A 12801-nucleotide genomic window follows, 5' to 3' on the forward strand; every position below is an offset into this window, starting at 1 on the left:
TGGAGAAAATGATGGAACTGTCCCAAACGAAAAATAGCGCCCCGGCGCGCTCGACCGACAAATACCAGGAAAAGGTCGGCTACTTCCGCCGACTGACCGCGGCCGATTGGCTGTACGGCATCGCGCTGCTGGCGGGAGCCCTGTACGCCCAGGTCCAGTACGGCCATTTCATGGACATCTATGAAGAAATCATCCTGATCTGTACCGCGCCGGTATTCGCGGCGCTGGGCTGGTACTGGAAGCCGATGCGCTGGCTGGTGCCGCTGGTCGGCGTGCTGTCGCTGGCCGCGATCTCGATGTATGACGGCAACCTGGCGGCGGCCGAGCAGAAGTTCTTCCTGAAATACATGCTGTCGAGCGGCTCGGCCATCCTGTGGATGAGCGCGCTGTTCATGTTCTCGACCGTGTTCTACTGGGTTGGCCTGTTCAGCCGCGGCAAGTTCGGCGGCGGCGTCGGCGCCAACCTGTGCTGGGCCGCGGTCGTGATCGGCTCGGTCGGCATGATGGTGCGCTGGTACGAAAGCTACCTGATCGGGCCGGACGTGGGCCACATCCCGGTGTCGAACCTGTACGAAGTGTTCATCCTGTTCGCGATCATCACCGCGCTGTTCCACCTGTACTACGAAGAACACTACGCCACTCGCCAGCTGGGTCCGTTCGTGATGCTGATCATCGGCGCCGCGGTCGCCTTCCTGTTGTGGTACACGGTGTCGCGCGACGCCGCCCAGATCCAGCCGCTGGTCCCGGCGCTGCAGAGCTGGTGGATGAAGATCCACGTCCCGGCCAACTTCATCGGCTACGGCACCTTCGCCCTGGCGGCGATGGTCGGCACCGCTTACCTGCTCAAGTCGCACGGCATCCTGGCCGACCGCCTGCCGCCGCTGGAGGTGCTGGACGACGTGATGTACAAGTCGATCTCGGTCGGCTTCGCCTTCTTCACCGTCGCCACCATCCTGGGCGCCCTGTGGGCGGCCGAGGCCTGGGGCGGCTACTGGTCGTGGGACCCGAAAGAGACCTGGGCCCTGATCGTCTGGCTCAATTACGCGGCCTGGCTGCACATGCGCCTGATGACCGGCCTGCGTGGCCGCGTGGCGGCCTGGTGGGCGCTGGTGGGCTTGCTGGTGACCACCTTCGCCTTCCTGGGCGTGAACATGTTCCTGTCGGGCTTGCACTCGTACGGCGAGCTGTAAACCGGCTCCGTGCGCGTGCCGGATGACCGGGCGGCCAACCGTCACCGCGTGGACGGCGTAGCCGTCCACCCTAACGCTGGCTTAAGGGAACTTCGTGTAATGTAAGCAAAACACCAGTTCCCGAGGCCAGCCATGCTGTTCAAACGTCATCCCAACGGACTCGATCTTCCGTTCCCGTCCGAAATCACGCCGCAAGAGGTCTATACCGGGCGGCGCCAGTTTATCGCCCGCATGGCCGCCACGGCGGCAGTCGGCAGCGGCATGTGGGAGATGGCCAACCGCGACGCCTTCGCCCAGGCTGCCCCTGCCCAAAAGCTGGCGGCGCGCGCCAACGTGGCGCTGTCCACCGGCGAGAAGCAGACCCCGTTCAAGGACGCCGCCGGCTACAACAATTTCTATGAGTTCGGCCTCGACAAGGGCGATCCGGCCGAGAACGCGCACACCCTGCGCACCCGGCCCTGGACCGTGCGCATCGAGGGCGAGGTCAACAAGCCGCTCACGCTCGACATCGACAGCCTGCTCAAGCTGGCCCCGCTCGAGGAACGCATCTACCGCCTGCGCTGCGTCGAAGGCTGGTCGATGGTCATTCCCTGGGTCGGCTATTCGCTGTCGAATTTGCTCAAGCAGGTCGAGCCGACCGGCAATGCCAAATTCGTCGAATTCACCACCCTGGCCGACCGCAAGCAGATGCCGGGCCTGAGGAGCGGCGTGCTCGACTGGCCCTACGTGGAAGGCTTGCGCATCGACGAAGCCATGCATCCGCTGACCATGCTCACGATGGGCATGTACGGCCAGGTGCTGCCGAACCAGAACGGCGCGCCGGTGCGCCTGGTCGTGCCCTGGAAATACGGTTTCAAGTCGGCCAAGTCGATCGTGCGCATCCGCCTGGTGAGTCGCCAGCCGCGCACTGCCTGGAACGATTCTGCGCCGCGCGAATACGGTTTCTATTCGAACGTGAACCCAAACGTCGACCATCCGCGCTGGTCGCAGGCGAGCGAACGCCGCATCGGCGAGACCGGCCTGTTCCAGCCCAAGCGCAAGACGCTGATGTTCAACGGCTATGACCAGGTCGCCTCGCTGTACACGGGCATGGACCTGAAGCGCTATTACTGATGGCGCTGCAGCTTTCCAATCAACGGGTCGGATGGGTAAAAACGGCCGTTTTTATCCTCTCGCTGCTGCCTTTCGCGCGCCTGGTGTGGGGGACCGCCACCGGCGCCTTCACCGATCCGCTGGCGGAAATCACCGGCATCAGCGGCGAGTGGGCGCTGTACTTCCTGTGCATCACGCTGGCGGTCACGCCGCTGCGGCGCCTGACGGGCTGGAACTGGCTGGTGAAGCTGCGGCGCATGGTCGGGTTGTTCACCTTCTTCTATGCGCTGGTCCACTTCATCGCCTTCCTGTGGTTCGACCATTTCTTCGACGTCGCCGCGATGCTGGCCGACGTGGTGAAACGGCCGTTCATCCTGGTCGGCTTCATCGCCTTCGTGCTCCTGATCCCGCTGGCGGCCACCTCGACCAATGCGATGATCAAGCGCCTGGGCGGCAAGCGCTGGCAATGGCTGCACCGGCTGATCTACGTGATCGGTCCGCTGGCGATCCTGCACTACTGGTGGATGAAAGAGGGCAAGAGCGACTTCGCGCAGCCGATCCTGTTCGGGGCGATCATGGCGCTGCTGCTGGGCGCGCGGGCATTCTGGCATTTCAGGCGCAAGCCCCAAGCTGCGCGCGTTTGACTGCGGCGCGTCCTACAGGCTGCGCGGCGGCAATGAGGCGTCGATCGTTTTGCTGCGTTCGGCAGTCTGACTGGAGAGTTCTGCGCTCCGCTGTATGGCGCGCCGGAGCTGCAGTTGTGTTTCGGCGAGACCAAACAATGCGATGGATCCTTCATAGGATAGATGCCCTTCGTCGCGGTACAGGGTGACGCCGTCGATACGAGTACGGCAAAACCGGTCGTCGCACAAGATGGCATCGAATCGCACGATTGGCAAGTTCATTTCTTTTTCCGCCCGATCAAGCAATGCCAGTACGTTATGCCCGTGTTGCAGATACTGTTCGCGCTTGATCCTGCATTGTTCGTCGACGCCACCAATCCACTGTCCTCGATCGCGCCGTTCCAGGCAGCGGCCTATATCGAAACCTGACGAGGGAGGTGGTGCAACCAGAATGACATCACGCCCCAATGCACGGATCGCGCTGACGGTCCGCGCCAGGCCGGCATGGCCCCTTGGCAGCGTGCCGGTAACTCGCGCTGGTTCGTCCCCCAACGCAACCCGCTCGATCACGGTCGTGTTTCTCGTATATTGCGTCAACGGGCTGGAAAGAATCACGGTACGAAGCTCCGGGTTTTTCTTCAGATAAGAAAAAACCGTGTCATTGAATTCGATGCACTTTTTCGCCCATTGCTCGCTATTGAACTCGACCGATGCCAGTCCAATCAAAGGACCGCAACGACCCATCGTCGCCTGCACGATGTGTTTCGGATAGATGGATTCGTGTGACAAGCCCGGAACGAGATGCATGGCAAACGAATCTCCCCACACAAGTACCGTTGGTGTTTCTGAATTCTGGCACGATTCGCTGGGAAGAAAATGCGTTGCACTTGCACATGCTGGCGCGAATCCCGTATTGGCGCGCCGGGCAAAGGCATAGTCTTTTTCAGGGTTTTTTGTAATGACAGCCTGCGCTACGCCCAAGGCCATCAATGTCACGCAAGTGGCTGCCACGGCGGGACGATAGTAACCATGCAGATTCCCATGCCTGAAAGGCTCTTCGATATGACGGTGCAGTATCCACGCAAGCAAGAACGATAATACGATCAGCGCAGCGCGGATAAGGTACTGGGTGAGCGTGTTTTCATTGCCAAGTACGATGTTGTTATAGAAGGCAAAAATCGGCCAGTGAACCAGATAAAGGGAATAAGAAATATCGCCAACCTTATGCAGTGTTTCGACGATCACGCCACGTTGCAACAAGGGATGATTCGCCAGTATCACGGCAAGTGTACCCAGGCAGATCAATAATGCCTGCGGACCAGGGTGAAACGAATAGAATGTCAGGATGAGACAGGCCAGGAGCCCGAGTGCGGAAAGAATCGCCAGCTTTCCAGCAAGGATCCTGATCCACCGAATCTCGATCAAAAACACACCCAGCGAACCGATGAGCAGTTCCCATGCCCTGGTCGGCAGCAGGAAAAACGTCGACGCCTCGCCTCGATGGACGTAGCACAGGACCATGCTGGCGAGCGTCAGCAGGGTCAGGACGGGGAGCCAGGCTTTTCTGGGGAAAAACAGGAAGATCGCTGGAAGGATGAAGTAATACTGCTCTTCAACTGCCAATGACCAGACATGCAGGAGCGGTTTTAACTCGGCCGCGCCGGAAAAATATCCGGATTGGCTGGTCAGCACGAAGTTGGCCGAGAAGGTCAGCGCTCCGAATAACTGATGCCAGAAATCCGCGAGTTCCTGAGCACCAAGCAGAAATGGCGCTGCCAGCGATGTGAATAGGAAGGTGACAAAAGCTGCGGGCAGCAGCCGTTTCGCGCGTCGAGCCAGGAACGACTTGTAGCTGAAACTGTCATCCTCGACTGCCTTTTTGATCAGGCTCGTGATCAAGAATCCCGACAGGACGAAAAAAATGTCCACGCCAAGATACCCGCCATTGATTGCACCTATTTTTGCGTGGTAGAAGACCACTGCAAGCACGGCGAGTCCTCGCAATGCCTGGATATCGGCACGAACTTTGGTGACTGATTGAACCATACAAATGTCGAGAAGTTATAAAATATTGCAAAAAAGAATTATACTCATGCTAATGAGTAGTGCAATATATTTAACTTCCCGCCATATTACTTAAACCATTTGTGCCTTAAATACGTCACAAGGTGATATCGGATTGAAGCGAATTCACGTTTTCATCGCGTTATCGACAGCGATGAAACGTCCGATGAAGCGGAATGAAGGGCGCCCTTGTAGAGTTGCTGGCCTGGGCGTTTGGATCGATGTCGCCGTCGTCCGGCGCTGCCGAATGGCGGCTGGCAGAGAGGCGTGGGGCGCCACCGGGAGTCCGGTGGCGCGATGAAGGAATCCCTGTACGGGTTGCCGCTATGCCTGATTCATCATCGTTTCGAGCGCGAACACCTCGGCTGGTGTCTCGCGCCGGCGCACCAGGTGGGTGGCGTCGCCATCGACGATCACCTCGGCCGCGCGGCCGCGGGTGTTGTAGTTCGACGCCATCGTCATGCCATAGGCGCCGGCCGTCATGATGGCCAGCAGGTCGCCCGGCTCGAGCGCCAGCTCGCGCTCGCGCGCCAGCCAGTCGCCCGACTCGCACACCGGGCCGACGATGTCCCACACCAGTTTTTCGCCGTCGCGCGGGGTCACCGGCTGCACGCCCATCCAGGCCTGGTACAGGGTCGGACGCATCAGGTCGTTCATCGCGGCGTCGACGATGCAGAAGTTCTTCTCGGCGCCGGGTTTCAGGAATTCGGTCTTCGTCAGCAGCACGCCGGCGTTGGCCACGATCGAGCGGCCCGGCTCGAAGATCACCTTGATCGGCTGGCCGCCGTGTTTCTCGGCACGCCAGGCGTCGATGCGCTTGAACAGGCGGCCCAGGTAGTCGCCCACCGGCACCGGCGGCTTGTCGCCGGCCACGCCGTAGTCGACGCCGATGCCGCCGCCGATGTCCAGGTGGTGCAGGTGGGTGCCCTCGGCGTGCAGGGTGTCGATCAGCTCGATCAGCTTATCGAGGGCTTCGAGCAGCGGGGCGTCGTCCAGCAGCTGCGAGCCGATATGGCAGTCGATGCCGACCACGTCCAGGTGCGGCAGGCTGGCGGCGGTGCGGTAGGTGTCCAGCGCATCGTCGAAGGCCACGCCGAACTTGTTGGCCTTCAGGCCGGTCGCAATATACGGGTGGGTCTTGGCGTCGACGTTCGGGTTCACGCGCAGCGAGACCGGGGCGCGCATGCCGAGCTTGCCGGCGACCTCGTTCAGGCGGTGCAGTTCGGGGATCGATTCGACGTTGAAGCACAGGATGCCTTTTTCCAGCGCCAGCTGCATCTCTTCGACGGTCTTGCCGACGCCCGAGAAGATGGTCTTGCCCGGGTCGCCGCCGGCCGCGATCACGCGCAGCAGTTCGCCGCCCGAGACGATGTCGAAGCCCGCGCCCTGGCGCGCCAGCAGGTCGAGCACGGCCAGGTTCGAATTGGCCTTCATCGCGTAGCAGACCAGGGCGTCGCGGCCTTGGCAGGCGTCGTGGTAGGCGCTGAAGTTCTCGAGCAGGGCGGCTTTGGAGTAGACGTAGGTCGGCGTGCCGAATTGTTCCGCGATGGCGGACAGCGAAACGTTTTCGGCGTGCAGGACGCCGTCTTGGTGCGAAAAATAGGACATCAGCGGTGCGGGGCAGGGGTGGAGGCGTTGTTCGAAGGGACGGGCTGCGGTGGTTGGTCGACCGGTGCCGCGGGCGGCGCCGACGTCGGCCTTGCCGGCGGCGTCGGCATGTACAGGTCGCCGGTCTGGCCGCAGCCGGACAGGGCGGCAAGCAAAACAGCGGCCGGGAGAAGCGCAAGAGAGGACTTCACGATTAGAATCACGGTTTGATTAGCAGATTTTGGAGTGTAGCATGACCGAAACCGAATTTTTGGACCTTGCCGACCTGACCCTCAAGCAGATCGAGGACGCCTTCGATCGCCTGAACGACGAGGACGTGATCGACGTCGAATGCAAGCGCAGCGGCAACGTGCTGGAGATCGAGTTCATCGACAACGGTTCCAAGATCATCGTCAACAGCCAGGCGCCGTTGCAGGAGATGTGGGTGGCGGCGCGCTCGGGCGGCTACCACTACAAGCGCGTGGGCGACGAATGGCGCAATACCCGCGACGACAGCGAGTTCTTCGCGTCGCTGTCGAAATATGCGGGCGAGCAGGGCGGGGCGCAGGTGTCGCTGGTCTGAAGTACCGGCCATCGACGACAAAGGCGGCCATTGGCCGCCTTTGTCATTTCTGCACCGTGCCGATCAGAACAACTCGTTCCTCACCGCATCACGCTCCTTCTGCTGTTCCGGCGCCGGCGGCGGGCCGACGTCCAGCGTCTCGACCCCGCTGCCCGGCGGCGTCTCGGCATAGTAGTAATCCGACCCGTACTGCACCAGCCCGGCCGGCACCTCGCGCTCGACGTTCGGTTCGCCCTTGAGCGCCTTCTGCATGTAGCCGATCCAGATCGGCAGCGCCAGGCCGCCGCCGGTCTCGCGCGCGCCCAGGTTGCGCGGCTTGTCGTAGCCCATCCAGGCGATGGCCACCACCTTCGGCTGGTAGCCGGCGAACCAGGCGTCGATCGAGTCGTTGGTGGTGCCGGTCTTGCCCGCCAGGTCGGTGCGCTTGAGCGCCATCGCCTTGGCCGCGGTGCCGTGGCGCACCACGTCCTTGAGCATGCTGTCCATCAGGAAGGCGTTGCGGGCGTCGATCACGCGATTGGCTTCAATGCCCGAACGCGCCGGACGCGCTTCGGACAGCACCTTGCCGTCGCTGTCGGTGACCTTCGAGATCAGGTAAGGGCTGATGCGGTAGCCGCCGTTGGCGAACACCGCATAGGCGCCGGCCATCTGCAGCGGCGTGGTCGCGCCGGCGCCGAGCGCCAGCGTCAGGTAGGCTGGATTGCGTTCCGGCTCGAAGCCGAAGCGGCTCGCGAATTCCTGGCCGTAGCGGGCGCCGATCTTGTTCAGCACGCGGATCGAGACCATGTTCTTCGACTGCATCAGGCCGCGCCGCATGGTCATCGGACCTTCGTACTTGTTGTCGTAGTTCTTCGGTTCCCAGGCCTGGCCGCCGGTCTGGCCGGCGTCGAAGCTGATCGGGGCGTCGTTGACGATCGTCGCCGGCGACAGGCCGCGCTCGAGCGAAGCCGAATAGATGAAGGGCTTGAACGAGGAACCCGGCTGGCGCCAGGCCTGCGTCACGTGGTTGAACTTGTTGCGGTTGAAATCGAAGCCGCCGACCAGGGCGCGGATCGAACCGTCCTCGGTATTGGCCGCCACGAACGCCGATTCTACTTCGGGCATCTGGGTGATCAGCCACTTCGACTCGTCGTCCTGCATCACGCGGATCACCGCGCCGCGGCGCACGCGGCGGTTCGGGGCCGCCTTGTCGGACAGCCAGGCGCGCGCGAAGGCCAGGCCCGGGCCCGAGATCGTGATCGTGTCGCCCGAGGCGATGGTCGCCTGGACCTGGGTGGAACTGGCCTGCAAGACGACGGCGGCGATGATGTTGTCGCTGTCCGGATGCTCGGCCAGCTCGGCCTCGATCGCTTCGTCGGCGTCAAGCTTGGCGCCCGGGATCTCGATGAACGATTCCGGGCCGCGGTAGGGGCGGCGGCGCTCGTAGTCCATCACGCCGCGGCGCAGGGCCAGGTAGGCGGCGTCCTGGTCGGCCTTGGTGATGGTGGTGAACACGTTCAGGCCGCGGGTATAGGTGTCTTCCTTGAACTGTTCGTAGACCAGCTGGCGCGCCATCTCGGCCACGTATTCGGCGTGCACGCCGAAGGCGGTGCTGTCCGACTTGATCTTGAGCGGCTCTTGTTTCGCCTGGTTGTATTGCGCCTCGCTGATGTAGCCGAGCGAGTGCATGCGCTGCAGGATGTATTGCTGGCGGGTCTTGGCGCGGGTCGGGTTGACGACCGGATTGTAGGCCGACGGCGCCTTCGGCAGGCCGGCCAGCATGGCCGCTTCGGCCACGGTGATGTCGCGCAAGTCCTTGCCAAAATAGATCTGGGCCGCCGACTGGAAGCCGAAGGCGCGCTGGCCCAGGTAGATCTGGTTCATGTACAGCTCGAGGATCTGGTCCTTGGAGAGGTTCTTCTCGATCTTCCAGGCCAGCAGGGCCTCGTAGGCCTTGCGCTTGAAGGTCTGCTCGGACGACAGGAAGAAGTTGCGCGCGACCTGCTGGGTGATGGTCGAGGCGCCCTGGCGCGAGCCGCTGGTGGCGTTGTGGAAGGCGGCGCGCAGGATGCCCCAGTAGTCGATGCCGCTGTGCTCGTAGAAGCGGTCGTCTTCGATCGACAGCACGGCCTTCTTCATGACGTCCGGGATGTCCTTGAAGTGGACCAGGGTGCGGCGCTCCTCGCCGAATTCGCCGATCAGGACGTTATCGGCTGTAAAGATACGCAGCGGCATCTTGGGCCGGTAGTCGGTGATGGTGTCCAGCGCCGGCAGGTTCGGGTAGGCCATCGCAAGGGCGAACACGACCACCAGCACGCCGATGGCGCCCAGGCCGAACAGGCCGGCGACCGCCATCAGGACCAGGCGTTTGGGGCTGAACTTCGCGGAGGAAGAGGAGGCTGCTTGTTTCTCTTTCATGCTGACTTTCGCTTTGTTGATCCGCCTCATTATAAGGCAGCGGTTTGGTGCCCGATACTCGACGGAGCTTAACGGAACTCAAGGGCAATATTGGCCTGGCAATGAAAACGCCGGAGTGTGGCGCGCACGCCCCGGAATGAAGTGTTCCAGTGCAGAAATTTCTTGTCCGTAGTCATCCTTTGTTGCTACGATCCGATGCGGTGCTGCACGTAAGTACCGGATTTTTATAAGAAAGTTATAAGAAGTAAATAGCTGTTTTATTTACGACAACATGCAATTCCGGGCCTTTCGAGCTCATTCTGCAGCCACAGGAGTGTATTGGTGATCAATCTGGGGTCCTTGTTTGGACAATCGAGTCCGCCGATGGTCGGGCTCGATATCAGCACGTCCGGCGTCCGCCTGGTCGAGCTGGCCGATGCAGGCAAGGGTATCGTGCGCCTGGAGCGCTACGCCACCGAGGCGCTGCCGCGCGGCGCCGTGGTGGACGGCAATATCGAAAACATGGACCAGGTCGCCGACGCGGTGCGCCGGGTCTGGAAGAAGAGCGGCACCCGCGCCCGCCACGTGGCGCTCGGCATGCCGCCCGCCGCCGTGATCACCAAGAAGATCATCCTGCCGGCCGGCCTGTCGGAAGACCAGTTGGAAGTGCAGGTCGAGTCCGAGGCCAGTCAGTATATCCCGTTCGCGCTCGATGAGGTCAGCCTCGACTTCGACGTGATCGGCGCGGCCCCGAATTCGCTGGACGACATGGAAGTGATGCTGGCCGCCGCGCGCCGCGAAAAGGTCGAGGACCGGGTCGCGATCGCGGAAGCCGCCGGCCTTACCGCCACCGTGATGGACATCGAATCGTACGCCGCGCGCGGCGCGCTCGAACACGCCGCCCTGCCGCGGCAGGACCAGATCGTGGCCCTGTTCCAGATCGGCGCCCACGCCACCCACGTGTCGGTGCTGCTGAACGGCGAAGCGGTCTACGAGCGCGAGCAGCCGTTCGGCGGCAATGCGCTGACCCAGGACATCGTGCGCAGCTACGGCATGGCGTTCGAAGAAGCCGAGACGCGCAAGAAGGCGGGCGACCTGCCCGAGAACTACCGCGCCGACATCCTGGCGCCGTTCCTGGAAAGCGCGGCGCTGGAAATCACGCGCGCCATCCAGTTCTTCTACACCTCGACCCCGTATACCCGGATCGACCAGCTGTACCTGGCCGGCGGCTGCGCGCTGCTGCCCGGGATCCTCGACGTCGTGGCCGGCCGCACCCGCCTGCCGACGCTGCTCGCGGCGCCCTTCGAGGGCATGCAGCTCGGCCCCGGCGTGCGCGAACACCAGCTGCGCCAGGACGCCCCGGCCTACCTGGTCGCCTGCGGCCTGGCGCTGCGGAGGTTCGGCTGATGATCCGGATTAACCTGCTGCCCCACCGCGAAGCCAAGCGCAAGCAGAAGCAGGCCGCCTTCGTCGCCCTGATGGCGCTGGGCGGCGTGCTGGGCGCCATCGTGGTGATGCTGGTCGGCGCCTATAACGCGAGCCAGATCTCGGTCCAGAACCAGCGCAACGAGGTCTTGAAAAAAGCCAGCGCGGAGCTGGACAAGAAGATCGGCGAGATCACCAACCTGAAGGAAGAAATCGCCGCGCTGCAGGCGCGCCAGCAGGCGGTCGAAGACTTGCAGGGCGACCGCAACCAGCCGGTCCACCTGCTCGACGAGCTGGTGCGCCAGACGCCGGAAGGCGTGCACCTGAAATCGGTCAAGCAGAGCGGCCAGCGCGTGATCCTGACCGGCAACGCCCAGTCGCAGGAAAGGGTGGCCGAGCTGCTGCGCAACCTGTCGAGCGGCTCGCCGTGGCTGCAGAACCCGGACCTGACCGAGGTCCGCGCCGTCAGCCTGGCCCAGGGCAAGGCCAGCCGCAAGGTGGTCGAGTTCACGCTCGGCGTGTCGATCAAGCGCGCGCGCCTGAGCGACGAGGGCGACGAGGCCGCGCACGGCGACAAGCCGGTCGGGGGCAAGCGCGCGGCGGAGAAGTCATGAACATCGACATCAAAGAGCTCGGCGCCCGGCTGGCGGCGCAGTTCCAGGATCTGCAGGGCCGTCCGCCCGGCCAGTGGCCGCTGGCGCCGCGCCTGCTGTGCGCCGCCGGCGTGATGGCGGCGGTCGTCGGCCTGGGCTACTACTTCTACTGGAGCGACCAGTTCGCGGCCCAGGAACGCGGCGCGCGCGACGAGCAGAAGCTGCGCGAGGAGTACAAGACCAAGATGGCGCAGGCGATCAACCTGGAAGCGCTCAAGGCGCAGAAGGCGCAGGTCGACCAATACGTGGTGCGCCTGGAGAAGCAGTTGCCGAGCAAGTCCGAAATGTATTCGCTGCTGTCCGACATCAACCAGTCGGGCGTGGGCCGCGGCCTGCAGTTCGAGCTGTTCAAGCCGGGCCAGGAAGTGGTGCGCGACTACTACGCCGAGCTGCCGATCGATATCAAGGTGAGCGGCCGCTACCACGACATGGGCGCGTTCGCCGCCGACATGGCCAACCTGCCGCGCATCGTCACGCTGAACAACCTGACCCTGCTGGCCGGCAAGGACGGCAGCCTGGGGCTGCAGGCGGTGGCCAAGACCTTCCGCTACCTCGACCAGGAAGAGCTGGCGGCCCAGCGCGCCGCGCGCGCGGCCGAGAAGAAGAAGGGCAAGAAGGGCAAGGGCAAGGCCAAGACCGGGGGCAAGAAATGATGCGCGCACGAGCGATGGGGCGGATGGGCGCGCTGCTGCTGGCCGGCAGCCTGCTGGCCGCCTGCGGCGACGGCGGCGTGGGCGAGACCCGGGCCTGGATGAAGGGGGTGGAAAAGCAGACCGTGCCGAAGGTCAAGCCGCTGCCGGAGCCGAAGACCTTCGAGCCCTATGGCTACGATCCGCGCGCGGCGCTCGACCCCTTCGATCCGACCAAGCTGCTGGGCGAGATGGCGCGCATGGCGCAGGCCGGCGGCAATGCCAACCAGCCCGATCTCGAGCGGCCGAAGGAATTGCTGGAGACCTTCCCGCTCGACACGATGCGGATGGTGGGGACGATCCAGAAGGGCGGCGTGAACTACGCGCTGCTGCAGGTCGAGCGTTCGCTGTACCGGGTGCGCAGCGGCCAGCGGATTGGACAGAACTACGGGCGCATCACGCGTGTGAGCGAGGGCGCCGTCGAGATCAGGGAATCGGTACAGGACGCCACTGGCGACTGGGTGGAGCGGATGGCCCACATCGAGCTGCAGAGCCGCGCAGCCAAATAAGGAGAGCAGT

Annotated in this window: 12 protein-coding genes; 8 read left to right on the forward strand and 4 right to left on the reverse strand. The window is 63.3% G+C overall.

Annotated features, from left to right (window positions below; all coding sequences use genetic code 11):
* Window positions 1-11 precede the first annotated feature (11 nt).
* The 3 genes from ccsB to KY496_RS20640 all read left to right on the forward strand — a co-directional run bounded on the left by ccsB (window position 12) and on the right by KY496_RS20640 (window position 2926).
* Window positions 12-1190, forward strand: a complete 1179-nt coding sequence (gene ccsB / locus KY496_RS20630) for a c-type cytochrome biogenesis protein CcsB (protein ID WP_071360712.1) — start codon at window positions 12-14, stop codon at window positions 1188-1190.
* Window positions 1191-1322: 132 nt separating this feature from the next.
* Window positions 1323-2303 (forward strand): protein-methionine-sulfoxide reductase catalytic subunit MsrP, encoded by a 981-nt coding sequence (gene msrP, locus KY496_RS20635; protein WP_219862207.1) that lies wholly within the window; start codon window positions 1323-1325, stop codon window positions 2301-2303.
* Window positions 2303-2926: a sulfite oxidase heme-binding subunit YedZ gene (locus tag KY496_RS20640; protein WP_219862209.1), complete on the forward strand. Its 624-nt coding sequence runs from the start codon at window positions 2303-2305 to the stop codon at window positions 2924-2926. The genes msrP and KY496_RS20640 overlap by 1 nt, the downstream gene beginning before the upstream one ends.
* A gap of 12 nt (window positions 2927-2938) precedes the next feature.
* On the opposite strand, the gene KY496_RS20645 is transcribed toward KY496_RS20640, so the two are convergent.
* The 3 genes from KY496_RS20645 to KY496_RS20655 form a co-directional block, all read right to left on the reverse strand.
* Entirely contained in the window at window positions 2939-4951 is a 2013-nt protein-coding gene (locus KY496_RS20645; RefSeq protein ID WP_219862211.1) for an acyltransferase family protein, read from the reverse strand.
* 342 nt (window positions 4952-5293) lie between these two features.
* Window positions 5294-6577: a diaminopimelate decarboxylase gene (gene lysA, locus KY496_RS20650; protein WP_219862213.1), complete on the reverse strand. Its 1284-nt coding sequence runs from the start codon at window positions 6575-6577 to the stop codon at window positions 5294-5296.
* Window positions 6577-6780, reverse strand: a complete 204-nt coding sequence (locus KY496_RS20655; protein ID WP_218145970.1) for a lipoprotein — start codon at window positions 6778-6780, stop codon at window positions 6577-6579. The genes lysA and KY496_RS20655 overlap by 1 nt, the downstream gene beginning before the upstream one ends.
* Window positions 6781-6809: 29 nt before the next feature.
* Between KY496_RS20655 and cyaY the strand changes: the two genes are divergently transcribed.
* Window positions 6810-7139, forward strand: a complete 330-nt coding sequence (gene cyaY / locus KY496_RS20660; RefSeq protein WP_005663375.1) for an iron donor protein CyaY — start codon at window positions 6810-6812, stop codon at window positions 7137-7139.
* Between the two features lie 63 nt (window positions 7140-7202).
* Here the strand turns inward: cyaY and KY496_RS20665 are convergent, their stop codons facing one another.
* Complete coding sequence (locus KY496_RS20665; protein WP_040774896.1) at window positions 7203-9536, reverse strand: penicillin-binding protein 1A; 2334 nt, start codon at window positions 9534-9536, stop codon at window positions 7203-7205.
* A gap of 363 nt (window positions 9537-9899) precedes the next feature.
* Between KY496_RS20665 and KY496_RS20670 the strand changes: the two genes are divergently transcribed.
* Genes KY496_RS20670 through KY496_RS20685 form a run of 4 tightly spaced genes read left to right on the forward strand, consistent with a single transcriptional unit; the run spans window position 9900 to window position 12791 of the window.
* Window positions 9900-10922, forward strand: coding sequence for a pilus assembly protein PilM (locus tag KY496_RS20670; RefSeq protein WP_143054454.1), 1023 nt, complete (start codon window positions 9900-9902; stop codon window positions 10920-10922).
* Window positions 10922-11554: a PilN domain-containing protein gene (locus tag KY496_RS20675; RefSeq protein WP_219862214.1), complete on the forward strand. Its 633-nt coding sequence runs from the start codon at window positions 10922-10924 to the stop codon at window positions 11552-11554. The genes KY496_RS20670 and KY496_RS20675 overlap by 1 nt, the downstream gene beginning before the upstream one ends.
* Window positions 11551-12246, forward strand: coding sequence for a type 4a pilus biogenesis protein PilO (locus tag KY496_RS20680; RefSeq protein ID WP_005663365.1), 696 nt, complete (start codon window positions 11551-11553; stop codon window positions 12244-12246). Before KY496_RS20675 ends, KY496_RS20680 begins: the two co-directional genes overlap by 4 nt.
* Window positions 12243-12791 (forward strand): pilus assembly protein PilP, encoded by a 549-nt coding sequence (locus tag KY496_RS20685; protein ID WP_229520322.1) that lies wholly within the window; start codon window positions 12243-12245, stop codon window positions 12789-12791. The genes KY496_RS20680 and KY496_RS20685 overlap by 4 nt, the downstream gene beginning before the upstream one ends.
* The last annotated feature ends 10 nt before the right edge of the window (window positions 12792-12801 follow it).

The sequence above is a fragment of the Massilia sp. NP310 genome (assembly GCF_019443485.1).
In the GTDB taxonomy this organism is placed as follows: Bacteria; Pseudomonadota; Gammaproteobacteria; order Burkholderiales; family Burkholderiaceae_D; genus Telluria; species Telluria timonae.

Coding starts and splice junctions, on each gene's coding strand:
- KY496_RS20675 (WP_219862214.1), top strand. CDS start 10,922: ATGATCCGGATTAACCTGCTGCCCCACCGCGAAGCCAAGCGCAAGCAG.
- msrP (WP_219862207.1), top strand. CDS start 1,323: ATGCTGTTCAAACGTCATCCCAACGGACTCGATCTTCCGTTCCCGTCC.
- KY496_RS20665 (WP_040774896.1), bottom strand. CDS start 9,536: ATGAAAGAGAAACAAGCAGCCTCCTCTTCCTCCGCGAAGTTCAGCCCC.
- lysA (WP_219862213.1), bottom strand. CDS start 6,577: ATGTCCTATTTTTCGCACCAAGACGGCGTCCTGCACGCCGAAAACGTT.
- KY496_RS20685 (WP_229520322.1), top strand. CDS start 12,243: ATGATGCGCGCACGAGCGATGGGGCGGATGGGCGCGCTGCTGCTGGCC.
- KY496_RS20670 (WP_143054454.1), top strand. CDS start 9,900: ATGGTCGGGCTCGATATCAGCACGTCCGGCGTCCGCCTGGTCGAGCTG.
- KY496_RS20640 (WP_219862209.1), top strand. CDS start 2,303: ATGGCGCTGCAGCTTTCCAATCAACGGGTCGGATGGGTAAAAACGGCC.
- ccsB (WP_071360712.1), top strand. CDS start 12: ATGGAACTGTCCCAAACGAAAAATAGCGCCCCGGCGCGCTCGACCGAC.
- cyaY (WP_005663375.1), top strand. CDS start 6,810: ATGACCGAAACCGAATTTTTGGACCTTGCCGACCTGACCCTCAAGCAG.
- KY496_RS20680 (WP_005663365.1), top strand. CDS start 11,551: ATGAACATCGACATCAAAGAGCTCGGCGCCCGGCTGGCGGCGCAGTTC.
- KY496_RS20645 (WP_219862211.1), bottom strand. CDS start 4,951: ATGGTTCAATCAGTCACCAAAGTTCGTGCCGATATCCAGGCATTGCGA.